The sequence below is a fragment of the Rhizobium sp. BK289 genome, from assembly GCF_014193575.1.
GTDB classification, from domain to species: Bacteria; Pseudomonadota; Alphaproteobacteria; order Rhizobiales; family Rhizobiaceae; genus Rhizobium; species Rhizobium tropici_C.
This window is the reverse complement of the sequence record NZ_JACHZO010000029.1, coordinates 1-21,785: the sequence shown is the minus strand read 5'-3', so window position 1 is coordinate 21,785 and position 21,785 is coordinate 1. Positions and strand designations below refer to the sequence as shown.

The window sequence follows — 21,785 nt, the reverse complement described above, 5'->3', positions numbered from 1 at the left end:
GACTTTCGTCCGTATTCACGAACAGCGCTCATGGCATACTACATCCAAGGCGTGGATCAACGCCTCGCAGTTATATGTAAATCAGGATAGAAAGCCATGAAAAGAATCATAATCGCGGCGCTAGCGCTCACAACGACTTTGGCCGCCTCGCCGGCATTCTCTCAGGTCTACTTTGAATACGGAGTTGGGCCTCGCTACGACTATGATCGGCCGCCACCACGCTATTATCGCGATCCCCCTCCCTACGCATATGATGGGTACTATGATGGCCCTCGCTATCGGTATCATCACCGGTGCTGGACGGAAAGGCGCTACGGCTACCGCCATCATCATCGGGTCGTAGTGCGCGAAACCGTTTGCGAGTAGTTCGTGCGAAAGAGCGTAGTTCTGGTTCGGCCCGAAATGCGAATGGTGGCATTCACAAAACCGTCACACAATGATAGATTGAAGTGCGCAAGTTACTGAACTCCAGTTCACACCCGGCTCGCGCGTTCAACAGTGCTCCTGTTGCTGCCCTGCCTGGCCCCACCAGGCAGGGCTTTTTGTTGAGGCAATTGAAGCTTCAATTGGGCGGCACAGTTTGAAGAGCGGATGATTTTTCGCTCATGTCGCTAGGCCTTCCCACAAACCTCGGCCCAGATTAAATTGAGCCGCTTTTGTGCCCCTCACGCGTCGCGGGACCGGCTGATATCTCATCTGGTCCGCGTCTTTACGACCTCGTGGGCGTCAGCAAATGCGGCCCGCACAGCTTCAAGCACCTCGTCCGACAGCGAAGGGTTCGCCTTGGCCACGGCCCGAGAGATGGCGAGAGCGCCGATCTCAGCAGCAGTAGCGGCAAGCGCCAGTCTTCGACGGTTGGACCCGGGGATCGAAGGTTCGAGAGAAGCTTCGTTCATTGAGGCCCAGGTCATGAACGCGCTGGTAAAACTCTCGCTGACGGCCTCATCATGGTGGCTGATTTCGCTGACGGACGCGGCCATCGGACAACCGTCGGACACCTTCTCGCGCATATAGGGAGAAAGATATCCGTCAAGCAGTTCCTCGAACGCCATGTGTCTGTCGCCGATCCATTCGCGCGTGGCTTCCATGTTGGCCGCGAAGCCATGTGAAAATGCCGCTGCGGCAAGCTCATCCTTCGACTGGAAATGCGCATAGAGCGCGCCGTGCGTGAGCCCAGCTTCCTTGGCGACCTCTGCGACGCCCACTCCGTCGATCCCCCGCTCCCGAAAAAGACGGCTGGCGGCGCTGAGAAGCGCATCCCGGTTCTCTGCCGCCTTCTCCCTCGAAACACGCATAAAAAACTCTCCGATCCAAGTTCCAGATTTTTTAGTTGCGATCACAATTAAAGTCAAGTAGTGCTCTCGACGGCGATACATTGCGATCGCAATTAAAAAATCCATCAGGAGAAACAGACATGCGCTACAAACTTTTCGGCCAGCACACGGGTCTGCGCGTTTCCGAGCTGGTGCTCGGCACTGGCATGTTCGGCACAGGCTGGGGCTATGGTCAGGAGCGCGGCGAGTCCCGTCGCATCCTTGACGCCTATGCAGATGCAGGCGGCAACTTCATCGATACGGCCGGGGTCTATCAGGGCGGTCAATCGGAAGAAATCATCGGCGACGCGCTAGTCGGCCGCCGCGACGATTTCGTCGTCGCCACCAAGTACACGATGCCCGCCGGGGCCAAGGGTGGCATTCTCGTCACCGGCAATAGCCGTAAGGCGATGGTCGTGTCGGTCGAGGATAGCCTGAAGCGGCTGAAGAGCGACTATATCGACATCCTGTTCGTCCACATGTCGGACGGCGTGACGCCGGCCGAAGAGATCGTGCGCGGTTTCGACGATCTCGTGCGAGCCGGCAAGGTTCTTTACGCCGGCCTGTCGAATTTCCCCGCGTGGCGCGCCGCGCGCGCCGTCACCATCGCCGAACTGCGCGGCGCGGCTCCGATTGCCGGCCTCCAGTTCGAGCACAGCCTTGTGGTCCGCTCGAGTGAACAGGAGCTGCTTGCTGCCGGTCAGTCGCTAGGCCTCGGCATGGTGTCGTGGTCGCCGCTGGGTGGCGGCCTTCTTACCGGCAAGTACCGCCAGGGCGAGACCGGTCGTAAGGAAGGAATGGGCGGCAACGTCTTCCAGCAGGAGAATTCGCCACAGCGCACGGCGATCCTCGACACCCTGATCGACGTCGCGAGCGAGCTGGGCGTCGCGCCGGGCGAAGCCGCGATCGCGTGGGTCGCTGCGAAGGGCACGCTGCCGATCATCGGTCCGCGCACCATCGAGCAGCTCAATTCCAACCTGGCGGCGGTGAAGGTCACCCTGTCGGCCGACCAGATCGCTCGCCTGGATCAGGTCAGCGCGATCCCGACGGCCTTCCCCTACAACGTCCTCGAGGGCGCGCGTCCGGGCTATACCGGTGGGAAGATCGAAGAGTTCACCGCTCCGGCTATTTCCGCCGCCTGATCCGGGCCGGCGATGACCGAGGTCCTCGACAGTGTCTCCTCAGGCGATGAGCCGGTACCCGGACGTATGCCTTTGAACGCATGGCGAGGACCGTCCTGCCCGCGGGTATCTGCGACAGAGTAATTGATCCGAATTGATCAACGGCGACGAAGGTTCATATCCTTTTTTCGGGGCGAGGAAGCAACTGTACTTTGCGTCTTATTCGGCCGTTGAACCAAGCTGCGAGATGTCCTCAAAGCCGCCGTTCTGCATATGTGACCCAGCTGTCTAATTCGGGGTGGAAAGCTGACCATCTCGCGTCAGTTGATGATTTCGCCTCGTTCGTCTGAGCGCAGTGCGGTTAGCCGTTCTCTCCATACCTGTAGTGCTTCAGGCGTCAATCTGGTCCAATGCGTGATTTCGCCGACGACTTTGAGCGGTGCGCTGCTGCGATACGATCGAGTGGGGTTGCCGGGAAATTTCTTGTCGGTGACGTTCGGGTCGTTCTCGAATGTCCCTGTGGGTTCTACGACGTAAACACGCGGGACTGCGCCGCCCCCGGTGAGTTCGGCCGCGATTTCAGCGGCAAGTCCGGCACCGTCCAGAATGGCAGTGAAATAGATATGGTTCATCACCACTTCAGGACGATAATTCGACAGGTATCCTGCGGTGAGGAAATCACCCACACGCAAATCCGCGATTGTTCCATGAAAGAAAGGTCCCTCGTCCAGCACTTCCGTCATCGTGTTCGTCCTTCTCTTGTGCGTCTGCTTCCGGCAAGACGACCGGGGTAGGTTCGGTTTACTATCGTCCTGATCCTGATTTCACTGAAGTGGACCGTGTCACGTTTCGGACCGGCTCCGCCATCATCTCGTCTGCCAGATTCAATTTCCGTGTATTTCGCAATCACTGATCCAACCCGCCAGCCGGAGCTTCTGATCTCTTCGGAAAAGACTTGCACGCGCTTGACCGTCGAGGCCGCCCTCTCTTTTGTTCCCAGCTGCAGGATTGTTTCGATAACCTCGTCGGCCTCTACTTTCAAATCCTCGCGACTGAAATGCCATGCCACATTATGGCGGCGGCGGAACCGCAGGGCGACGTCGCGCAGCAGCTGCCGACGGCCGATCACCGAGCCTTCAATCTGCTGATATGCCAGATCGGCTAAGAGCAGCGCATCATACGCGCCGTCGACCTGATAGTACCCAGACCCCGCAACACTACTGTCCGGCAAATACCACCTCATCCCAAGATGGGCGTGCCGGGAAAACCTCATCGAGAAATGTCAGGAATGCTCTGACATTCGGATTGGCGCGGCGGCTCTCCGGCCAGAGCGCAATCATGCTGGAGCGGTCGACGGCGAAGGCGGTGAGGATCGGCACGAGTTCGCCGCGTTTCACATATGGCGCGGCGATGTAGGTTGGAGAGATGCCGACGCCGCCGCCGGCGACGAGGACAGCGGCGACACCATCGCTTGTGTCCACCGTGATCCCAATCTCTGGCGTGGCCTCGAAGACGCGTTTTCCTGATGCAAAGGGCCAGCGAAGTGTCTGGCCCGAGCTCTGGAAGCGAAAATTGACGCAGTCATGCCCCGCTAGCTCGTCAGGATGTCGAGGCGTACCCCGTCGTCTCAGATACTCGGGCGAAGCAAAGGCGCAAAGGCGATGCGGCGCAAGCCGTCGGGACTTCAAGCGGGAGTCGGCCAGCGCTCCAACCCGAATGGCGACGTCTACACCCTCTTCGATCATGTCCACGAACTGATCTCCCAGGCGCAGATCGATTGCGAGTTTCGGATGACGTGCGCGCAAGCGAGGGAGCGCCGGGCCGAGTATATGCACGCCAACCGGAAGTGGTGCGGATATCCGGAGAATGCCGGACGGGTCGGCGCGGGCAGCCATTGCGGCCTGCTCGATATCCTCGGCTTCCCGCAAGAGACGCAGCGCGCGATCGTGCAGATCGCGGCCCTCCGGCGTAAGCGTCAGAGAGCGCGTGGTACGGAGGAATAGGACGATGCCGAGCTGCTGCTCGAGCCGCTGGACGCTCTTGCTGACGGCCGACGGTGACACCGCGAGCGCACGGGCTGCCGCCGTGTAGCTTCCCAGGGATGCGGCCCGCGCGAATGCAATCAGGCCCGTGAGACGTTCTATACCGATTTGTGCCATGGTGGCATGAGTAAAGCGAATAGCGGGCCAATTATCAATCGATCCAATTGGAATTAGCTTCTGGCCGTCGGCGCAATCGAGCGCCTCCAAAACGGAGCCAGAGCGATGGGCACTCAATCAAACATCTCGGATATCCTTTCAGGCAAGACCATACTCATCGTCGGCGGCACCTCGGGGATCGGTCTCGCCGCAGCCATCCAAGCCAAATCCTTCGGCGCAAAAGTCATCGTGGTCGGATTTGACGCCGAACGGGCAAAAGAAGCCGCAGAACAACATGGCTTCAGCGGCTGGAGGGCCGCCGATGTGACCAAGCGCGAGACCATCGAATCCGCGCTCGCTGATATCGAGCATGTCGATCACCTCGTCTTGCTGGCCGGAAGCTTCGTCATCGGCAAGGTGCTGGAAGCCGACGTCGACCATCTCCGCCGCGCGTTCGAAGAGCGCATCTGGGCAGCGATATATACTCTTCGGGCACTTGGAGATCGGCTCGCTGCCGACGGTTCGGTGACATTCATTTCCGGAGCACTGGGCGATCGGCCGAACGCCTATGGGACCGCCGTTCTCGCTGCCGCTTCGGCGGCAATGGAAGCATTGGCACGCGGCCTTGCGCTGGAACTCGCGCCGCGCCGCGTGAACACCCTTTCGCCGGGCCCGATCGATACTCCGCTGCTTGGCAAGGCGCTTGGCGACGGTCGCGACGCCTTTGTCGAGGCCCTCAAGGCAACATTGCCATTACATCGTCTCGGGAGCGCTGAGGAAGCCGGGGCGGCAATCGTGTTCTTGATGGCGAATGGCTGGATGAACGGCGCGACCCTCAACCTGGATGGTGGATCGCGGCTGGTCTGAAGGCCTCCAGCATTGCGAGCCAGAACTCTCTGAAATTTGTAGCTCGGTTTTCGAACCACGCAAGAAGGAATTCACTGAATGTCGACTGACCCAACCAAGACAGCCATGACCTTTTTCGGCCACTGGAACACCGGCCATATCGACGAGGCGATCGCCATGCTTTCCGAAGCCGTGCTGTATGACAACGTACCGTTCCCGAATATCGTCGGGCGGGAGAACGTCCGAAAGTTTCACCGCGATTTCGGAATTGGAACGACATTCACGGTTGATTGGACGGTGACACAGATCGCGGCGGCCGGAAATGTCATCCTCAACGAACGGCTCGACGTCTTCCTGCATGAGGGCGGTGGAAAAATCATACTTCCGGTCATGGGGACGCTTACGGTCGTGGAGGGATCGATCACCGTATGGCGCGACTATTTCGATCCCGCTGATTTCGATCGACAGCTGGCTCTGATCGGGAAATAACGCAATGGAATGCATTGGCTGTTTAGGGCCAGCAAGAGCCGAGACCCTAGGTCCCTTGCGCGCCGGAAGCGGTCATAACGCCATCGTCACCGACGATTTGCCATGTTGTCATAGCGCAGCGTGGCCGCCTCGACCTTGTCGCCATTGGCGGCTGCCCATGCACAGAGTGCTTCAAACGGCTCCCGCAGGGAATGGCCTAGTGGAGTAATGGCATATTCCACGCCAATCGGCTGCGTTGGGAGCACGGTTCTCGTCACAAGGCCGTTCCGCTCAAGCCTCTTCAAAGCGTCGGCCAGAGCCTTGTGCGTGATCCCATCGAGGCGCCGCTTGATCTCGTTGAAGCGCGAGGGTTTGGGACAGATCACTGTCAGTATCAGGATCGTCCATTTGTCAGCGATCTTGTCGAGCACCGGGCGAACCCGTGCCATGTCGCCACAGGCGCGATGAGAAAGTGCTTCCAGGTCAGTATACTCGTCCATATCTAGGCTACTTCAGGTGCGTAATTGATACCAGATATAGGACGTATATCATGACGAGACCATCAATTGAAAGGATTTACGATGGCTCGAATGAGTAACAAGGTTGCCCTGGTCGTCGGCGGCGCCAAAGGTATAGGCTTGGCAATTGCGGAGCGGCTTTCTGCCGAAGGCGCGAAGGTCTTCATTACCAGTCGTAGAAGTGAAGATGCCGAGAAGGCAGCCAAGGGTATCGGCTATGATGCGGTCGGCATTGCCGCCGATGCCAGTGTGCCCGAAGATATGGTGGAGACCGTCGAAAAAGTGCGCAAAGCATGCGGCCGTATTGACGCGCTCGTCTTGAATGCAGGCCTTTCCGAGCCTGCGCAGATTACCGACATAACGCCAGACCACTTCGACCGCCACTTCGACGTCAACGTCCGCGGGATGGTTTTTGGCCTGAAGGCGGCTCTGCCTGTGATGACGGAAGGCGGGTCGGTCGTCCTCGTCGGATCCATCGCCGATAGTGGAGGTTACGCTTCATACGGAACTTACGCCGCCACGAAAGCAGCCGTGCGTTCCTATGCCCGAACCTGGACGGCAGAACTCGCGCCCAAAGGTATCCGCGTCAACGTTGTTGCGCCCGGTCCAACGGATACCGAAATGATGGCTGCGGTTTCGGAAGACATGCGTGCGGCACTTGTCGCTCCGATCCCGATGGGGCGAATGGCGCGGCCTTCGGAAGTGGCTGCGGCCGCCTTGTTCTTGTTGAGCGATGAGGCAAGCTACATCGCCGGTGCCGAATTGTGCGTCGACGGCGGCTTGCGGCAGGTCTAAGGTTAAGTCGAAACGCCGTACCCGATCTGAGCAGGTCGGGTACGGCAAACGCGCTCGATGACAGACCGACGTAAAATTGAAGCCGTTCAACATCGAAAAAGTCACCGAACACCGAGTGCGATCATGTGAGCGCCTCTGTTCTCGACGAACCGTCCACCTGTCGTGAAACGTCCACTTCGGGCCGAACTCAAACCTTTGCCATGGCTTCCTCCATCTGATCCCTCGCGGCTCTTCAGGCATTCTCGCTTTCGGAAGCTATCTCGCAAACCAAGTGTCGGAATTTTGCTCAGCCAGCCGTCTTTGAGAGAGACAAGTAATGGAGAGCAGCAATGACGATAACGATTACCGCCTTTGAAAAGTCGCCGGATCGCGGCAGGGGTCTGGCGCGTGACATGCGCGTTCGCTGGGCGCTGGAAGAGGTTGGCGAGCCTTACGAGGTGCGCCTCCTCTCCTTCAAGGCGATGAAGGAGCCCGCGCATCTCGCCCTTCACCCCTTCGGGCAGATCCCGACCTATGAAGAGGGCGATCTCGCCTTGTTCGAGTCGGGGTCGATCGTGTTCCATATCGCGGAGCGCCATGCCGGTCTTTTGCCGGACGCTGCCAGCGCCCGTGCGCGGGCGATCACATGGATGTTTGCCGCTCTCTCCACGGTGGAGCCGCCGATCATCGACCGCGCAACCGCAAGAATCCAGGAGCGCGATCAGATCTGGTACGAGCAGCGCCTGTCCATGGTCGATCAACGCATCCGCCAGCGGCTGAACGAACTCTCCCGTTACCTCGGCAGTGCCGATTGGCTCGACGAGGCATTCAGCGCCGGCGATCTCATGATGATATCGGTCCTGCTCAGGCTGAAGGACTCGGGTATATTACAGGACTATCACAACCTCTCCGCCTATGTCGCCCGCGGCGAAGCCCGGCCGGCATACAAGCGGGCTTTCGAGGCTCAGCTGGCGGTTTTCACCGCCGCATCGACGGCCTGACGAGGCTCCATCCGGTGCCTTCGCGGGAAATTGGTCGCGACCGCGGGCCTTCGGTCGGATCAGTCTTTCTCGATCCGCAAGCCTTCGAGGAAAGTTCGAAAGGCCTTGACCGCTCGTTTCGAGGTTGTCGCCGGATCGTCCGAATTGGCGATCCACTGCGCAGCACAACTGCTTGCCGCATTGATGAGGCGAGCGCCGGCTTCCGGGTCAATCTTCACGATGATCCCCTCGTCTCCAAGGGCGCGGAGGCTCTCTGTGATCGTGGCGATGCAGCCGTTGGCACTCGGCCATCCGGAGGGATCACCAAGGACAGCCGGGCCGTCGCGAAACATGATGCGCTGGATTTCCGGCTCCAGCGCCATCTCGACATATCCGACATTCTCGTCGACGAATGCCTGCCAACGCGATGGTGCTCTGGATGAGATCGCACAGAGCCTTGCAGTCATTTCCGCGTCGATCTGGCTGACGACGGCCTGCAGAAGCCCCTTCTTGTCCCCGAAATGGTGGTATAGTGCCCCCCGCGTCAGTCCGGCGGCCGCTGTAAAATCATCCATCGATGCGTCGGCATAGCCGACGCTCCCGAATGCCTTACGGCCGGCGGCCAGCAGCTTGGCTCGCGTCTCAGCGATCATTTCACTACGGGGTTTGCGCATTACGTCTCCGTCAATGGTTCTGCATAAATTCGCATACGCTGCGTATATTATTTGACATACGCGACGTATGCAATTATCTCATTCGCATACGCCGCGTATGTCTGTGGCGATTTCGTCCAATTCCAGGGAGCGTTCCGATGTCCAATCCATACCGCGAGATCTTCCGGGCGCCGGGTGCGAAAGGTTTTTCGGCCGCGGCTTTTTTCGCGCGTATTCCCATTGCGATGGCCCCCATCGGCATCGTCGCCATGCTGTCACAGACGCGCGGCGAATATTGGCTTGCCGGGGCGGTGTCCGCCACCTTCGCTTTGGCCAATGCAGTCGTCTCGCCGCAGATATCACGGTTTGTCGACCGGCTTGGCCAGCGCGCTGTCGTCGCGCCGGTCACCATTCTCTCGGTCGTGGCCTTTATCGTTCTCGTCATCGCCTCAAATCAGGATTGGCCGGCATGGACGCTGTTTGCCTCGGCCTTCCTTGCGGCTGCCATGCCGAGCATTCCGGCCATGGTGCGTGCTCGCTGGACGGAAATCTTCCGCGACCGACCCGAGCTCAACACGGCCTTCGCATTCGAATCCGCGGCCGATGAGCTCGTCTATATCGCCGGCGCTTCCCTTTCGGTCGGCCTTTCCGTCTCGTTGTTCCCGGAGGCCGGGATGCTTGTGAGCACGATCTTCCTTGCGCTCGGAACGACGGCCTTTTTACTGCAGCGTTCGACAGAACCCAAGGTGCGTGCGCTTGATTCCGATCGCCCGCAACATTCGGCCATCCGGCTGCGTCCGGTCCAGATCATCACGCTTGCCCTGATTTTCGTCGGCGCCACTTTCGCCACGGCGGAAGTGAGCGCCGTCGCCATCACAAAGCAGCTTGGCCAGCCCGGCGCAGCAAGCCTTGTCATCGGCGTCTATGCCCTCGGTTCGTTTATCGTCGGCCTTGTCATCGGCGCTCTGAACCCCAAGGCGCCGCTCCAGAGGCAGTTGCTGATCGCAGTCGGCGTCCTTGCCCTCACCGCCCTGCCGCTTCTCGTTGCCGGCGCGTCCGTGACCTTGCTTGCCTTTGCGGTTTTCCTGAGCGGCGTTGCCATCTCTCCGACCTTCATCACCGCTTTCGGACTGATCGAACGCCGGGTGCCGGAGTCAATGCTGACGGAAGGGGTGACCTGGATCATGACAGGCATTGGCATCGGCATGGCGCTCGGCGCCTTCGTTTCCGGCTGGATGGTCGATAATTTCGGACCGGCGAATGGTTTCTGGGTTTCGGTCGTATCGAGCGCGATCACCGTCTTGATCGTGGCACTTGGTCAAACAAGCCTGTCGGGGGCGCGGGCAGGTGATGCTGCGTCCGTCAATCAAGCCGCCGAATGAGCGAGGCCGAAACACGATTTCGGGAAAGCAAACACTCGCGATGGCGAAGGTTTCCGCATATCAGGTTCTGCGAGCCCTGATATGCAGGAAAATCGGCGCTACGCGGGTATCGGCTACCACCGGTTCGGCGAGTGCTACCTCGCTGCTTGCCATCGGTTCACCAAATGCCTCGATCACAAGACCGGCACCAATGATCATCGATACCCAGCTCGAGAGTGTTCGGTGGAAGCGAGGAATCGAGAATGGTGCCAGTGCAGCGCGCTCCTCCGCAGGGATCGACGAGAAAACCCAGCGTTCGATCCTCCCGTCAGTCTCGTCGAAATAGTCGGCAATTTGAACCGCGATCGGTTCGCCTTTTTCATTGCGGATGTTCTTGCGTGTTGGTGGCACGAAGCAGGGATGCAGGATGGAGAATTGCAGGAAGCCCTTGGGCCGGAGAATGCGCTCGATCTCGTTGAGCACGCTCTGCTGATCTGCCATGTCCATCATCGACATGAAGGCGGTGACAAAGTCGAAGCTCGCCTCGGGAAAGTCGATGGACTGGCCGTTTCCGAGTACATATTCGATGCCGAGCGGGTCGCCTGCCTCGGTCTCGCGGGCATAGCGTAGAAAGGTCGGCGCGATATCGAGCCCGGTCATACGGGCGCCAAGACGCGCAACCGCCCTAGTATTCGAACCCTCGCCACAGCCAAGATCAAGCCCTTTCAGGCCGGCAACCGGGGGCAGCATGTTCAAAAAGGCAGGCGTATTCAACGCGTCACGGTACCTGTCATAACCTGCGCGGCTATAGACGGTCCATGTCTCGGCGTTGTTTTCCCAGTGAGCGGCGACATCATTCGCGTTCATGGTCATCCTCCTGCCCGATATTGTCGGGCAGGGACCTATAAAGAAGATAGATCGGAAGGGGAAGATGGGCGCAGCAACAGCAGATCACCGGCACCATGCTCCGTGATTGAAGGGGGCACATTCTTCGCAATGGAAAGGTCCGGCCTGCCGAGCAGGCCGGACCTCAATGCCGTGAACCGGAGATCAGGCAGGATGCCGCTATGCCGGCAGCTGGAAGATCCAGTTAGCGATCAGCACGATGGCGAGGCCGCCGGCAAGCGCCAGATAGGGCAGGATTCCCGCTTTCCTGACACCCAGATCCTGGCCGATCAGCCCGAGGTCATCCATCGCGCCCGCCGGGAATTTGCCGCCGTCGCGCACATAATGCCTGTAGGCGAAGACCGGCAGGATCAGGGCCGCGAAGGCAAAGCCGATCCAGAGCGCATTGGCATAGCCCCAAACCTTGGCGCCGGCGCCGAGGAAGAGGGCGTTGACGAAGGCAAGCACGGTGTTGAGGCCGATGAGCCAGGACGGCGCTTTCCACGGGCGCTCGATATGTCCGGAGTCCATTCGATGGATCCAGCCGGAATTGAGGTTGAGGAAATTGAAAATGATGTATCCGACGTTGGAAACGGCGAGCACGAAGAAATAGCCGCTGGTGTCGGACGCGATGGCCAGAAGAAAGAGGTTGAAGGCGAAGTCCGTCCACATCGCTCTCGTTGGCGCGCCGTTCTCGTTCACATGGTCGAGATATTTCGGCAGCCAGCCATCCTTCGAGCCCTGATAGAGCGTGCGCGAAGAACCGGCCATTGCCGTCATGATCGCCAGGAAGAGCGCCAGGATCATCAGGACGACGAGCAGCTGCGTGACGACGCGGCCGGCACCGATCAGGCCGCCGAGCGCCTCGCCCACGCCGGTGCCGTCGACGATGCCCGGTGCCAGCATGCCGGCATGACCGAGAACGCCCTGAAAGGCGAAGGGCACGAGGAAGAAGAAGATACAGCAGGCAAGTCCCGAGTAGAAGATCGCCTTGAACGTATCCGTCTTCGGGTTCTTCAGTTCGCGTGTATAGCAGACCGCCGTTTCGAAGCCATAGGTCGACCAGGCTGCGATATAGAGACCGCCGAGGAAAAGCGTCCAGCCGCCATTGCTCCAGGTGCCGTCGGTCGCGGCGTAAGCCGCTGTCGGCGGCAGCAGGCCGGTGACGTTGGCGGAGAGGATCTGGCCGCTGACGATCGGATAGACACCGATGATCAGAAGCGGCACGAGCACGATGATCGCCAGCCACTTCTGCACGCTTGCCGTCTCGGAAATGCCGCGATGCTGGATCGCAAAGATGATCAGCATCAGGACGCCGCCGATAAAGAAGGTAGCATTGATATTGGCGGTTGCGAGGAAGGGAATGTTGAAGCTGACGAGAGACCAGGTGCGGATGGCCGGCGTAAAAGCTGCAACGCCATCGGCGCTGAGCAGCGCTTTCACCGCATCGTCGGGCGATGTACCGGCATGGGCCGCGATGTATTCGGCAACACGCGGGCTATCGGCGGTGATCGACGTCGCATGGGCGCTGATCCAGCTGAGCACGGCCTGTGAATCCGCCGCGGGGATGGGAAAGAAGGCATTGAGGATATAACCGGCCGCAATGGCGCAGCCAAGGGACAGCACTGGCGACCAGGCAAACCAGTTGCACCAGACCGAAAGCGGCGCGATGAACTTAGAGTAACGCAGCCAGGCCGTCGCGCCATAGACCGAGGCGCCACCGGACTTGTTGCCGAACATGCCGGCAATTTCGGCATAGGTAAAGGACTGCAAAAATCCCATGATCATTGAGATGATCCACACGACGAAGGCAAGCTTGCCCGTCGTGCCGGCGATGCCGCCGATGGAGAAGAGAACAAGCGGCGGCACGCCCGCAGCCACCCAGAACGCGCCCTTCCAGTCAAGCGCGCGTATAAGCTTACCTTCGGTGCCGGCGGAAGCGCCGGCGTCCACGATATCCGTCATCGATGAAATTCCCCATTTTGTTCCGGACGTATCTCTCGTACGTCTCCCTGAACGTGCCTCCCATGGCATTGCGGGGCGTGCTGGAGGTTTTCGTGAGCCGAGTCTGTGCGCGGATTTCCAGATGCATGCCCTTTATGCATAGTGAAGATATTTTCTTTTTAGTCAATATCCCTTTACTTTCCATCGGCATTTTGTCAGCATGATTCCAGTGCCTCGATGCACCTATTTCCCGAGAGGGTTTAATGCGAGAACTCCATCCGCCGACCGCCGGAATACGGCCGATTTCGGCGAGCATCATCCGCTACCCAGGCATTCCGGCCTTGCCGCAAGATACCGAACGCTATCGCTGCAAGGGCGGTGGGTCGCTGGTCGTGCGCGTCGAGCCCGGCGATCGGGTTTCGGTGACGGATAGCGAAGGTGGCCAGGTCTGCGAGCTCACCTTCCTCGACGAGAAGGGCCGCTTTCAATCCGCAGGATTGGGGTCGGCATTCACCGGCGAAGCGACAGGTCTGAAAGCCATTCTTTCGTCCGGAGATGAAAGCGCCGGCCGCGTTAGGATAGCGCTGGAACGGCGCGGAGCAGACATGGCGTCCGCGGCAGCTTTGCACCTTTTCGGCGGGTCATCTCGCGCCGGCAGCACGGCGGAATTCACCATCGCGACCAAAGGCCTGCTGATCGCCTGCGCACCGGGAACGACCATGTCGCCGGAGACGCAGGATACGGCAACGCCGATCGAGCTCAGAATATGCCGCACGACCATCCTGCGAGACTATGCATCCGCGCTCCCCGAACCGCTCGCCGATCCGATCGAGGACATCCGCGTCAAGGCAGCGACCGCTTCGGCCTATTTCGTCCGTGCCGGCGAATATATTCAGATCATCGACGTCTACGGCCGGCAATGCACCGATTTCCAGGCCTTCTCCGCCCGCAAGGTCGACAAAGGCCTCGACCTTGCGCTCGATTCAACCGTAACCCGCACCCTGCTCGGCCGCAGCTATCCAGCGCCCGGCCTTCCCTCCAAGGCCTTCGACCGTGATTTCGAGCCGCTGGTGGAAATCGTGCAGGACACGGTTGGCCGCCACGACGCCTTCGCAACGGCCTGCAACTCCCGCTACTATGACGACATGGGCTATCCCGGCCACGTGAACTGCACCGACAATTTCAACGCGGCGCTCGCTCCCTATGGAATCGCCGGCCGAAAGGGGTGGGAGGCACTCAACTACTTCTACAACACCAATGTCGATCACAATAACCAGCTCTATCTCGACGAGCCCTGGTCCAGGCCCGGCGATTACGTCCTGATGCGCGCCCTGACGGATCTTGTCTGTGTCTCCTCCTCCTGCCCCGATGACATCGACGCGGCCAATGGCTGGGACCCGACCGATATCCACGTGCGCACCTTTTCCGGCAAAGAAAAATTCACACGAGCGGTGGCCTATCGCATGACCCCTGACGCCGACCCCGAACTGACGCGGGAAACCGCGTTTCACCCGCGCCTTTCCGCCATGACACGCGACTACACGGAATATCGCGGCTTCTGGCTGCCGAACCGCTTCTCCTCGGAAGGGCCGGTCGAGGAATATTGGGCCTGTCGCGAACGCGCCGTGGTGATGGATCTCTCGCCACTTCGCAAGTTCGAGGTGACAGGGCCGGATGCCGAGGAATTGCTGCAATATTGCCTGACGCGAGACGTGCGCAAGCTCTCGACCGGCCAGGTCGTCTATTCCGCCATGTGCTACGAACATGGCGGCATGATCGACGATGGCACGCTGTTCCGCCTCGCAGACAAAAACTTCCGCTGGATCGGCGGCGACGACTATAGCGGCATTTGGCTGCGCGAGCAGGCGGAGAAGAAGGGCTTCAAGGCCTGGGTCCGCTCCTCCACCGACCAGATGCACAATATCGCCCTGCAAGGCCCGAAGAGCCGCGATATCCTCAAGGAGATCATCTGGACGGCGCCGCGCCAACCAACCATCGGCGAGCTGGAATGGTTCCGCTTCACCGTCGGCCGCATCGGCCATTTCGAGGGAGCACCGGTCGTCGTCTCGCGCACCGGCTATACCGGCGAGCTCGGCTACGAGATCTTCTGCCATCCGAAGGATGCGGTAACAGTCTTTGACGCTGTCTGGAAAGCCGGCGAGCCTTACGGGCTGAAGCCGATGGGTCTTGAGGCGCTCGATATGGTTCGTATCGAGGCGGGCCTGGTCTTTGCCCATCACGAATTCGACGATCAGACCGATCCTTTCGAGGCCGGCATCGGCTTCACTGTTCCGCTGAAATCCAAGCAGGACGATTTCATCGGGCGCGAGGCGTTGGTCAGGCGAAAGGAAAACCCACGGCATCTGATGGTCGGACTTGATATCGAGGCCAACGAGTCCATCGGACATGGCGATTGCATCCATATCGGCCGCGCGCAGATCGGCGTGGTCACCAGCGCCACACGGTCGCCGATCCTCGGCAAAACCATCGCGCTCGCCCGTGTCGACGTCACGCATGCGGCTGTTGGAACCAAGGTCGAGATCGGCAAGCTGGATGGTCAGCAAAAGCGGCTTCCGGCTGTCATCGTGCCGCTTTCTCACTACGATCCGCAGAAGACGCGGCCGCGATCCTAATCCGACTTCTTCTGCGCGGCCGAGATTGCGCGTGCCGCCTCTTCCGAGGAGTTGGCAAGCGTACGCATCTCTGCCGCCAGGACCGCAAAACCCGATCCGGCCGTGCCCGCTCTTGCCGCCTCGATGCCGGCATTGACGGCAAGCAGCTTCAAGTAGCGCAGCGACTGCAGGATCTCGTTGGTCTTCGATGCCGTGACCCGCATGTCCGCGGTCTGCTCGTCGAGGCGCTGGTAGAGCGATTCGATATTCAGGATACTGCCTTCAAGATAAAGAAGCTCCCCGGCCTCGTCCCAGACACCGCCGCCGGTCTCCGTCACCCAGAGGAAATGGCCGTCGCGATGACGGATGCGATACTCCATCGTCCAGTCGGTGCGGCTTTCCAAAGCCTTGCCGACAAGCTCATCCATGAGCGGAATATCATCCTCGCACATGATCGAAGTAAAGGTTCGCGCGCGGTTGCCGATGATCTCATCTGCGGGATAGCCGAAGATACGCTCGATGCCGTCGGTCATCTCAAGCATCGTATAGTTTTCGTCCGCCCGGCAGCGATAGAGAAAACCCGCCATACGGCCGAGAACGCTTGTCTGAAAATCCATGGAAGCCATGCCCGAAGAGAAGGTTGCGGATGAACTCGTTTCGTCTCAACGCATAAAAATCCGGCAAAGGCTGCTTTCGCCTCCCTTGCCGGTCAGGTGGGGAAATGGTCAAGGATCAATTGCGCAGATATTCCTCCATGGAATCATCGAGCGCGTCGACCCAGGGCGTATGATGTGTCGGCGACATGGTGCCGGTCATCAGCGAGCGGTAGGCATGATCGCGGAAGCCCATGATGTTTTCCGCCTTGTGATGCTCCCATTCCATGAAGGTCCTGTTCGTGCCTTCGATATCGAAGCTCGGATAATCGGTCTCTGCGAGCAGCTCCTTCACGTAGTCGCCCTGATACCAGATCATCTGCTCGGCATCCTCAAGCGTTTCCTCGCGGGCGCGCCACTTGTCGAAGTTCGCCTGCAGTTCCGCTTCGGGCGGCAGCTTGATGCGGCCCATCATGACATCGCGCGCCCACCAGGCCTGCACGTCGAACATGTTGAAAGTGTAGAACTGATCCTGCATGCCGATGTAGAAAAGCTGCGGGTTCTTGTCGAAGATCACGCCCTTGTAGAGATGATCGGCCCAGAGCCGGTTGGCCGTCTTCAGCCGGAGGTCATCGGGCAGGAAGGGGAAATGATGCTGATAGCCTGTGCAGAGGATCAGCGCGTCGACATCCTTCGATGAGCCGTCGAGGAAATAGGCCGTCTTGTTTTCAAGACGCGTCAACAGCGGCCGCTCTTCGAAATTCTCGGGCCATTTGAAGCCCATCGGCTTAGAGCGATAGCTTGTCGTCACCGATTTTGCGCCGTATTTCCAGCATTGCGAGCCGATATCCTCGGCCGAATAGCTACGGCCGACGAGCAACACGTCCTTGCCCTTGAACTCCAGCGCATCACGAAAATCGTGGGCATGCAGCACACGACCGTTGAAGGTCTTCACCCCTTCGAAATAGGGCACGTTCGGCGTCGAGAAGTGGCCAGAGGCGACGACGACATAGTCGAACTCCTCGTCATACATCCGGTCTTGGGGGCGATCATGCGCGGTTACCGTGAACTTCTTCGTCTCTTCATCGAAGCGCACCATGCGAACCGGCGTGCTGAAGCGCACCCATTTGCGTACATCGGCCTTCTCGACACGGCCCTTGATATAGTCCCAAAGCACGGCGCGCGGCGGATAGGAGGCGATCGGCTTGCCGAAATGCTCCTCGAAGGAATAATCGGCAAATTCCAGGCATTCCTTCGGGCCGTTCGACCAGAGATAGCGATACATGCTGCCATGCACCGGTTCGCCATATTCATCGAGGCCTGTGCGCCAGGTATAGTTCCAAAGGCCGCCCCAATCCGCCTGCTTTTCGAAGCAGACGACTTCCGGGATATCAGCACCCTTCTTTGCGGCCGATTGAAAGGCCCTTAGCTGGGCAAGGCCCGAAGGGCCGGCACCGATAACGGCAACTCGTGTCATGTGGCATTCCCCTTCTCGATTGTATCGAAGTTCTTATTGCATGCAGTCGTTTCGCGCCGCGTCCGGCATCAATCCGGGAAGATGCCGGGGCTGGTCGGCGCGCCGTCATCATATTGCGACAGCCAGTCGATCGTGGTCTGGCGGAAGCGCGTCAGGCCCTTGTAGTCGATGAGCTCCGGCGGCAAGGTTTTGAGCACACGCGGGAAGCGGCGCGCCCATTTCGGCACGGTAACGAGCTCGTTCATGTTCATCAGATAGCAGCGGATGACGAAGAGAATGGCGTTCGAGCGCGGCAGACGCCACAGGCTCTGCAACTCGACGCGCAGATGCACCTTTTCGCCGACATTCTCAGGCGTCACCGTGGTGCGATCCGGACCCCACTTCGGGTAGTTTTCGGGGCTGGTATCGAGGCGGGGATTGATCGTCATGGTCCAGTTGAACCGGCGCGTCGGCTTGCCCTGCTGCAGGTTCAAGAGGAATTTCAGCGCGCGGTCGAAGACGCCGATCTGATGGGCGAGCGGCACCGGCCCATGCCATTCCATGAAGTTCATGCCGATATCGAAATCAAGCGACCAATCGGCCTGGGTCGTCACCATGCCGGCATCCATCCAGAGATTGCCGTCACGCTGGTCGACGATGCAGAAATCACCCTGCGCCTGGCGGGTGATGTATTCGAAGGGTTCGTAAGGCAACGTGGACGCATCGCCGAAGGTGAAGGTGTCGTCTATGCCGAGCGGCCTATTGATCCAGCGCCATTGATCGCCATTCTTGGTGAGCGTGAAATGCTCGGGATAGCCGGCCGCCTGCTCTTCCATCAAGAGTTCCAGCGTGTCCCATTGCGCTGTCATCATGTGCGGCAGCGCCTGATAGCGTAAGGGATCTTCCTTCAGCACCAGGGCCCGGTCATGCATCTCGGCGACATAGTGCTCGTCGACGTCGATGAGGCTTTCGTAGACCGTATTCTTCCGCCCCTTCACATGCGGTTCCATGTTGACCGAATACATGTATTCGTCGCGATCGAAAGGGAACGGAAAACGCCGGATGTTTTCCGGACTGTTGCGGTAGGTAAAGTCGTCCCGAAACGTTTCCTGCTTGAAGGCGATTGCCATGCCCATTCTCCTGGATATCGGCCGGATGCTTAGAGGTCGAGATGCAGCGCGCTTCCCTCGAAGCGGGAGACGCAGATCATCACTTTTCGGCCGGAGGCCTTTTCTTCGTCGCTCAGATAGACGTCATTGTGCAGAAGCTTGCCGTCGCAGACGGCAACACCCGTCTCGCACTGCCCGCAGGCGCCGCCGCGACAGAGGAAGGGCGCATCGATGCCGACAGCCTCGATCGCCTCCAACATGCTCTCGTGATGGCCGACGTGAACGGTCTTGCCCGACCGCGTCAGCATGATGGAGAAGGGCTTGCCGGGCTGGGAAGACAGGAAGCGTTCGGAATGCAGGTTCTGTTCCGGCCAGCCGGCTTCTATACCCGTTTTCAACACGCTGTCGATCATGCCGGTCGGGCCGCACACATAGAGATGCGTGCCGAGCGGCTGGCTTTCGAGCAGACGTGCCAGAGGCATGAAATTGCGATCGGCGTCGCAATAGATCTTCACCCGCTGCGAGCCGTATTGCTCGACAAGTTCCTGACAATAGGCGCCGCGATCGATCGAACGCACGGCATAATGCAGCTCGAAATTCGCGCCCTCGCGCGAGAACTGCTGCATCATCGCGATGAAGGGCGTAATGCCGATGCCGCCGGCGATCAAAAGATGCTTGCGCCCGCGCCAGTCCGGCTGGAACAGATTGACGGGATAGCTGACCTTGAGCTCGTCACCCTCACGCACCTTCTCATGCATGAAGGCGGAACCGCCGCGCGAGTCCTCGACACGCAGCACGCTGATCTCATAGGCCGAGCAATCATGCGGCGGCGACATCAGCGAATAGGCGTTGCGGCGCACATGGCCCTCGTCATTCATCGAGACGATGACATGGGCGCCACCGGAAAAATAAGGCATCGGCGCGCCATCAAGACGCTCGAAGCGGAAGCGCTTGATGCGATCGGCGACGGGCGTCACCTTCGCGACACGAACCGGAATTTCCGTACCACCGCTCACAGGAACAACTCCTCGGGATCAGGCGCCGTGCCCGGCTCTTCCGCATCGATGTTGACGCCCTGGAAGGCGCCGAGCCGGCGCGAATAATGGTCGCGCACCAAGAGCGGAAGCCCGCAATGGCTGCAGGCAAAAGGACTATGCGTGACATCGTCGGTGATGCCCTTGCAGTGGACGCATTGCACCCGTCTTGCAAGCGAGCCGCGATGCTCCGTGATGATCGAGGCATGATCCATGCCAAGGTCCAACGCCACCATCATCGCCTGGCCGATAAAACCTTCCGTGCCGGCGATATAAAGCCGCGTGCCCATGTGAGCCGTTGCGAGCGAGCCTTTCAGGCGGAAGAGCAACGTCGCAATGGTCGGCGCCGTGAAGAACATGTCGGCGCCGAGCCCGCGCAGGGCCTCATCATGGCCCCTGCCCTGCGAACCGCGCGCGACATAGAGGATCTCGCTGCGCGACAGGATGGTACCGTCAAGCCCGACCGTCTGGTCGAGGAGGGCATTGGCCCCCTCACCTTCCAGCGCGAACAGATGCCGCCGGGCGTGCGGCTGGATGGAGAGCCCTTTGTAGACCGGCCGGCTCTTGATGCCTTCGACAAGCATGAGCGCCTCCTTAACCGATAGCCGTCCTCTTCTTCTTTTCAGGGTCGTCGAACGGAAGCGTATGGGCGATGGCACTCGCATTGAGGCTCTTGCCGCGCACTTCAAGCTTGGTGCCCTGCACCGCCTTGTCGACATCGAGGCGGGCGATCGCCATCGATTTCTTGGTCAAGGTCGAATAGCAGGGGCAGGTGATGACACCAACCTTTTTGCCCTCGGCATAGACCTCGTCGCCGAGATCGGCCGGACCGTCCGCATCGATCAGCATGCCAAAAATCTTGAAGCGTTCCTTGCCCTTGAGGCGCGCATGTTCCTCGGCGCCACGGAAACCCGTCTTTCCCGGGCTGACCGTGAAGTCGAGGCCGAGCTCCCAGAGGCTGTCGCCGGGCGGCTGGTCAGCGAAGGGATACATCTGCGAGTTATCGTAGGGATAAAAGAGCAGATAGCTTTCGACACGCAGCATGTCGAGGACGCTGAAGCAGCAGGGAATGATCCCCATCTCCTCGCCTTCCGCGACGATGCGATCCCAGATCATCGGCGCATCCTGGCCACGCACGAAAATTTCATAACCGCGCTCGCCGGTATAGCCGGTGCGCGAGATCATCACGGGCGCGCCGAACAGCGTCGTCTGCATGTGATGGAAGTATTTGAGATCGCGTATGCCGGGCACATATTTTGCGAGATAGTCGACGGCGACAGGACCCTGCAGCGACAGATCGTGCAGATCGTCGTCGAAGAGGACAGCGCAGTTGCGGCCGGCCGCCTGCTTGAGCACTTCCTCGTGGCCGGAGCCCGAACCATGCACCAGCATCCAGGAATTCGGACCGGTGCGGTAGACGATGCAGTCGTCGGTGAAGTAGCCGCGGTCGTTGAGCATCGCGGCATAGACCGAGCGGCCGGGATAGATCTTCGACATGTCGCGGGTGGTGATATAGTCGAGCACGGCAATGGCGTGCGGTCCGACCAGATGCACCTTCTTGAGGCCGGAAACGTCCATGATGCCGGCTTTGGTGCGGATCGCGACGTGTTCCTGCGACATGTCCTTCTCGTAGGTCCAGGCGGTTCCCATGCCGCTCCAGTCCTCGAGTTTCGATCCGAGAGCACGGTGCCGGTCCGCCAAGGCGGAGAAACGCCATGATAATGCCATTTCGTTCCCTCTTTTTCTTCTATGGAATATTTGTTTCCTGACTATAATCGTCTTTCACGCCTTGGCAAGCCGATCCGAAGGGTTTTTCTTAGCCGTCCGGATGGTATTTCGCTCTCAAAACTTCGGCGGCTTCTTACCCGCAGCGCGATGTGCTGCAATGACGGTATTGGCCATCAGCATGGCGATCGTCATCGGTCCGACACCGCCCGGAACCGGCGTGATGGCGGCAGCGACTTCGGAGGCTTCACCATA

Annotated in this window: 21 protein-coding genes and 1 pseudogene; 7 read left to right on the top strand and 15 right to left on the bottom strand. The window is 59.7% G+C overall.

Features of this window, described 5'->3' with window-relative positions; all coding sequences use genetic code 11:
- Positions 1-692: 692 nt before the first annotated feature.
- Positions 693-1,400, bottom strand: a complete 708-nt coding sequence (locus FHT84_RS30690; RefSeq protein ID WP_245430491.1) for a TetR/AcrR family transcriptional regulator — start codon at positions 1,398-1,400, stop codon at positions 693-695.
- A gap of 14 nt (positions 1,401-1,414) precedes the next feature.
- Here FHT84_RS30690 and FHT84_RS30685 point away from each other — a divergent pair, with 14 nt between their 5' ends.
- Positions 1,415-2,455: an aldo/keto reductase gene (locus tag FHT84_RS30685; protein WP_113251744.1), complete on the top strand. Its 1,041-nt coding sequence runs from the start codon at positions 1,415-1,417 to the stop codon at positions 2,453-2,455.
- Positions 2,456-2,754: 299 nt separating this feature from the next.
- On the opposite strand, the gene arr is transcribed toward FHT84_RS30685, so the two are convergent.
- Genes arr through FHT84_RS30670 form a run of 3 tightly spaced genes read right to left on the bottom strand, consistent with a single transcriptional unit; the run spans position 2,755 to position 4,593 of the window.
- Positions 2,755-3,177: an NAD(+)--rifampin ADP-ribosyltransferase gene (gene arr, locus FHT84_RS30680; RefSeq protein WP_183765782.1), complete on the bottom strand. Its 423-nt coding sequence runs from the start codon at positions 3,175-3,177 to the stop codon at positions 2,755-2,757.
- Positions 3,174-3,665: a hypothetical protein gene (locus FHT84_RS30675; protein WP_162737092.1), complete on the bottom strand. Its 492-nt coding sequence runs from the start codon at positions 3,663-3,665 to the stop codon at positions 3,174-3,176. The genes arr and FHT84_RS30675 overlap by 4 nt, the downstream gene beginning before the upstream one ends.
- On the bottom strand, positions 3,652-4,593 hold the full coding sequence (locus FHT84_RS30670) for a LysR family transcriptional regulator (RefSeq protein ID WP_113251746.1): 942 nt from the start codon (positions 4,591-4,593) through the stop codon (positions 3,652-3,654). The genes FHT84_RS30675 and FHT84_RS30670 overlap by 14 nt, the downstream gene beginning before the upstream one ends.
- 105 nt (positions 4,594-4,698) lie before the next feature.
- Here FHT84_RS30670 and FHT84_RS30665 point away from each other — a divergent pair, with 105 nt between their 5' ends.
- Together FHT84_RS30665 and FHT84_RS30660 are read left to right on the top strand one after the other, a co-directional pair.
- The gene (locus tag FHT84_RS30665) at positions 4,699-5,439 is read left to right on the top strand and encodes an SDR family oxidoreductase (protein ID WP_113251747.1); all 741 of its coding nucleotides are present in this window, start codon (positions 4,699-4,701) and stop codon (positions 5,437-5,439) included.
- 78 nt (positions 5,440-5,517) lie between these two features.
- A complete protein-coding gene (locus FHT84_RS30660; protein WP_113251748.1) occupies positions 5,518-5,907 on the top strand; it encodes a limonene-1,2-epoxide hydrolase family protein in 390 nt (129 codons plus the stop codon).
- An 86-nt stretch (positions 5,908-5,993) separates the two neighbouring features.
- Here FHT84_RS30660 and FHT84_RS30655 read toward each other — a convergent pair whose 3' ends face one another.
- Positions 5,994-6,386, bottom strand: a complete 393-nt coding sequence (locus FHT84_RS30655) for a helix-turn-helix domain-containing protein (RefSeq protein ID WP_113251749.1) — start codon at positions 6,384-6,386, stop codon at positions 5,994-5,996.
- 81 nt (positions 6,387-6,467) lie between these two features.
- On the opposite strand from FHT84_RS30655, the gene FHT84_RS30650 reads away from it, so the two are divergent.
- Together FHT84_RS30650 and FHT84_RS30645 are read left to right on the top strand one after the other, a co-directional pair.
- Positions 6,468-7,199, top strand: a complete 732-nt coding sequence (locus tag FHT84_RS30650) for an SDR family oxidoreductase (protein ID WP_113251750.1) — start codon at positions 6,468-6,470, stop codon at positions 7,197-7,199.
- Between the two features lie 329 nt (positions 7,200-7,528).
- Positions 7,529-8,179 (top strand): glutathione S-transferase family protein, encoded by a 651-nt coding sequence (locus FHT84_RS30645; RefSeq protein ID WP_112345249.1) that lies wholly within the window; start codon positions 7,529-7,531, stop codon positions 8,177-8,179.
- Positions 8,180-8,238: 59 nt separating this feature from the next.
- Here the strand turns inward: FHT84_RS30645 and FHT84_RS30640 are convergent, their stop codons facing one another.
- Positions 8,239-8,832 (bottom strand): TetR/AcrR family transcriptional regulator, encoded by a 594-nt coding sequence (locus FHT84_RS30640; RefSeq protein WP_162737093.1) that lies wholly within the window; start codon positions 8,830-8,832, stop codon positions 8,239-8,241.
- Between the two features lie 137 nt (positions 8,833-8,969).
- Between FHT84_RS30640 and FHT84_RS30635 the strand changes: the two genes are divergently transcribed.
- Positions 8,970-10,193, top strand: a complete 1,224-nt coding sequence (locus FHT84_RS30635; protein WP_112345247.1) for an MFS transporter — start codon at positions 8,970-8,972, stop codon at positions 10,191-10,193.
- Positions 10,194-10,253: 60 nt separating this feature from the next.
- On the opposite strand, the gene FHT84_RS30630 is transcribed toward FHT84_RS30635, so the two are convergent.
- On the bottom strand, positions 10,254-11,039 hold the full coding sequence (locus tag FHT84_RS30630) for a class I SAM-dependent methyltransferase (protein ID WP_183765785.1): 786 nt from the start codon (positions 11,037-11,039) through the stop codon (positions 10,254-10,256).
- Between the two features lie 198 nt (positions 11,040-11,237).
- Positions 11,238-13,022 carry an APC family permease gene (locus FHT84_RS30625; RefSeq protein ID WP_112345245.1) on the bottom strand — a complete coding sequence of 595 codons (1,785 nt, stop codon included), beginning with the start codon at positions 13,020-13,022 and terminating at the stop codon, positions 11,238-11,240.
- 242 nt (positions 13,023-13,264) lie between these two features.
- On the opposite strand from FHT84_RS30625, the gene FHT84_RS30620 reads away from it, so the two are divergent.
- Positions 13,265-15,634, top strand: coding sequence for a DUF1989 domain-containing protein (locus FHT84_RS30620; RefSeq protein ID WP_112345243.1), 2,370 nt, complete (start codon positions 13,265-13,267; stop codon positions 15,632-15,634).
- Here the strand turns inward: FHT84_RS30620 and FHT84_RS31735 are convergent.
- From FHT84_RS31735 to FHT84_RS30585, 7 genes and pseudogenes are all read right to left on the bottom strand, one after another.
- A complete protein-coding gene (locus tag FHT84_RS31735; protein ID WP_069615283.1) occupies positions 15,631-16,230 on the bottom strand; it encodes a PAS domain-containing protein in 600 nt (199 codons plus the stop codon). The two genes, FHT84_RS30620 and FHT84_RS31735, sit on opposite strands and share 4 nt — an antisense overlap.
- Before the next feature lie 115 nt (positions 16,231-16,345).
- Positions 16,346-17,683 carry an NAD(P)/FAD-dependent oxidoreductase gene (locus FHT84_RS30610; RefSeq protein WP_113332129.1) on the bottom strand — a complete coding sequence of 446 codons (1,338 nt, stop codon included), beginning with the start codon at positions 17,681-17,683 and terminating at the stop codon, positions 16,346-16,348.
- Positions 17,684-17,751: 68 nt separating this feature from the next.
- Positions 17,752-18,792, bottom strand: a complete 1,041-nt coding sequence (locus tag FHT84_RS30605; RefSeq protein WP_112345241.1) for a DUF3445 domain-containing protein — start codon at positions 18,790-18,792, stop codon at positions 17,752-17,754.
- Between the two features lie 29 nt (positions 18,793-18,821).
- Positions 18,822-19,787: a PDR/VanB family oxidoreductase gene (locus FHT84_RS30600; RefSeq protein ID WP_112345240.1), complete on the bottom strand. Its 966-nt coding sequence runs from the start codon at positions 19,785-19,787 to the stop codon at positions 18,822-18,824.
- Positions 19,784-20,389 (bottom strand): dimethylamine monooxygenase subunit DmmA family protein, encoded by a 606-nt coding sequence (locus tag FHT84_RS30595; RefSeq protein ID WP_112345239.1) that lies wholly within the window; start codon positions 20,387-20,389, stop codon positions 19,784-19,786. The genes FHT84_RS30600 and FHT84_RS30595 overlap by 4 nt, the downstream gene beginning before the upstream one ends.
- Positions 20,390-20,399: 10 nt before the next feature.
- A complete protein-coding gene (locus tag FHT84_RS30590; protein ID WP_112345238.1) occupies positions 20,400-21,533 on the bottom strand; it encodes an aminomethyltransferase family protein in 1,134 nt (377 codons plus the stop codon).
- A gap of 114 nt (positions 21,534-21,647) precedes the next feature.
- Positions 21,648-21,785, bottom strand: a pseudogene (locus FHT84_RS30585) (bifunctional methylenetetrahydrofolate dehydrogenase/methenyltetrahydrofolate cyclohydrolase); the annotation flags it as partial.

Bases quoted from the DNA above. Each gene is read 5' to 3' on its own strand.
- FHT84_RS30690 (WP_245430491.1), bottom strand. From the start codon at position 1,400: ATGGATTTTTTAATTGCGATCGCAATGTATCGCCGTCGAGAGCACTAC.
- FHT84_RS30685 (WP_113251744.1), top strand. From the start codon at position 1,415: ATGCGCTACAAACTTTTCGGCCAGCACACGGGTCTGCGCGTTTCCGAG.
- arr (WP_183765782.1), bottom strand. From the start codon at position 3,177: ATGACGGAAGTGCTGGACGAGGGACCTTTCTTTCATGGAACAATCGCG.
- FHT84_RS30670 (WP_113251746.1), bottom strand. From the start codon at position 4,593: ATGGCACAAATCGGTATAGAACGTCTCACGGGCCTGATTGCATTCGCG.
- FHT84_RS30665 (WP_113251747.1), top strand. From the start codon at position 4,699: ATGGGCACTCAATCAAACATCTCGGATATCCTTTCAGGCAAGACCATA.
- FHT84_RS30660 (WP_113251748.1), top strand. From the start codon at position 5,518: ATGTCGACTGACCCAACCAAGACAGCCATGACCTTTTTCGGCCACTGG.
- FHT84_RS30655 (WP_113251749.1), bottom strand. From the start codon at position 6,386: ATGGACGAGTATACTGACCTGGAAGCACTTTCTCATCGCGCCTGTGGC.
- FHT84_RS30650 (WP_113251750.1), top strand. From the start codon at position 6,468: ATGGCTCGAATGAGTAACAAGGTTGCCCTGGTCGTCGGCGGCGCCAAA.
- FHT84_RS30645 (WP_112345249.1), top strand. From the start codon at position 7,529: ATGACGATAACGATTACCGCCTTTGAAAAGTCGCCGGATCGCGGCAGG.
- FHT84_RS30640 (WP_162737093.1), bottom strand. From the start codon at position 8,832: ATGCGCAAACCCCGTAGTGAAATGATCGCTGAGACGCGAGCCAAGCTG.
- FHT84_RS30635 (WP_112345247.1), top strand. From the start codon at position 8,970: ATGTCCAATCCATACCGCGAGATCTTCCGGGCGCCGGGTGCGAAAGGT.
- FHT84_RS30630 (WP_183765785.1), bottom strand. From the start codon at position 11,039: ATGAACGCGAATGATGTCGCCGCTCACTGGGAAAACAACGCCGAGACA.
- FHT84_RS30625 (WP_112345245.1), bottom strand. From the start codon at position 13,022: ATGACGGATATCGTGGACGCCGGCGCTTCCGCCGGCACCGAAGGTAAG.
- FHT84_RS30620 (WP_112345243.1), top strand. From the start codon at position 13,265: ATGCGAGAACTCCATCCGCCGACCGCCGGAATACGGCCGATTTCGGCG.
- FHT84_RS31735 (WP_069615283.1), bottom strand. From the start codon at position 16,230: ATGGATTTTCAGACAAGCGTTCTCGGCCGTATGGCGGGTTTTCTCTAT.
- FHT84_RS30610 (WP_113332129.1), bottom strand. From the start codon at position 17,683: ATGACACGAGTTGCCGTTATCGGTGCCGGCCCTTCGGGCCTTGCCCAG.
- FHT84_RS30605 (WP_112345241.1), bottom strand. From the start codon at position 18,792: ATGGCAATCGCCTTCAAGCAGGAAACGTTTCGGGACGACTTTACCTAC.
- FHT84_RS30595 (WP_112345239.1), bottom strand. From the start codon at position 20,389: ATGCTTGTCGAAGGCATCAAGAGCCGGCCGGTCTACAAAGGGCTCTCC.
- FHT84_RS30590 (WP_112345238.1), bottom strand. From the start codon at position 21,533: ATGGCATTATCATGGCGTTTCTCCGCCTTGGCGGACCGGCACCGTGCT.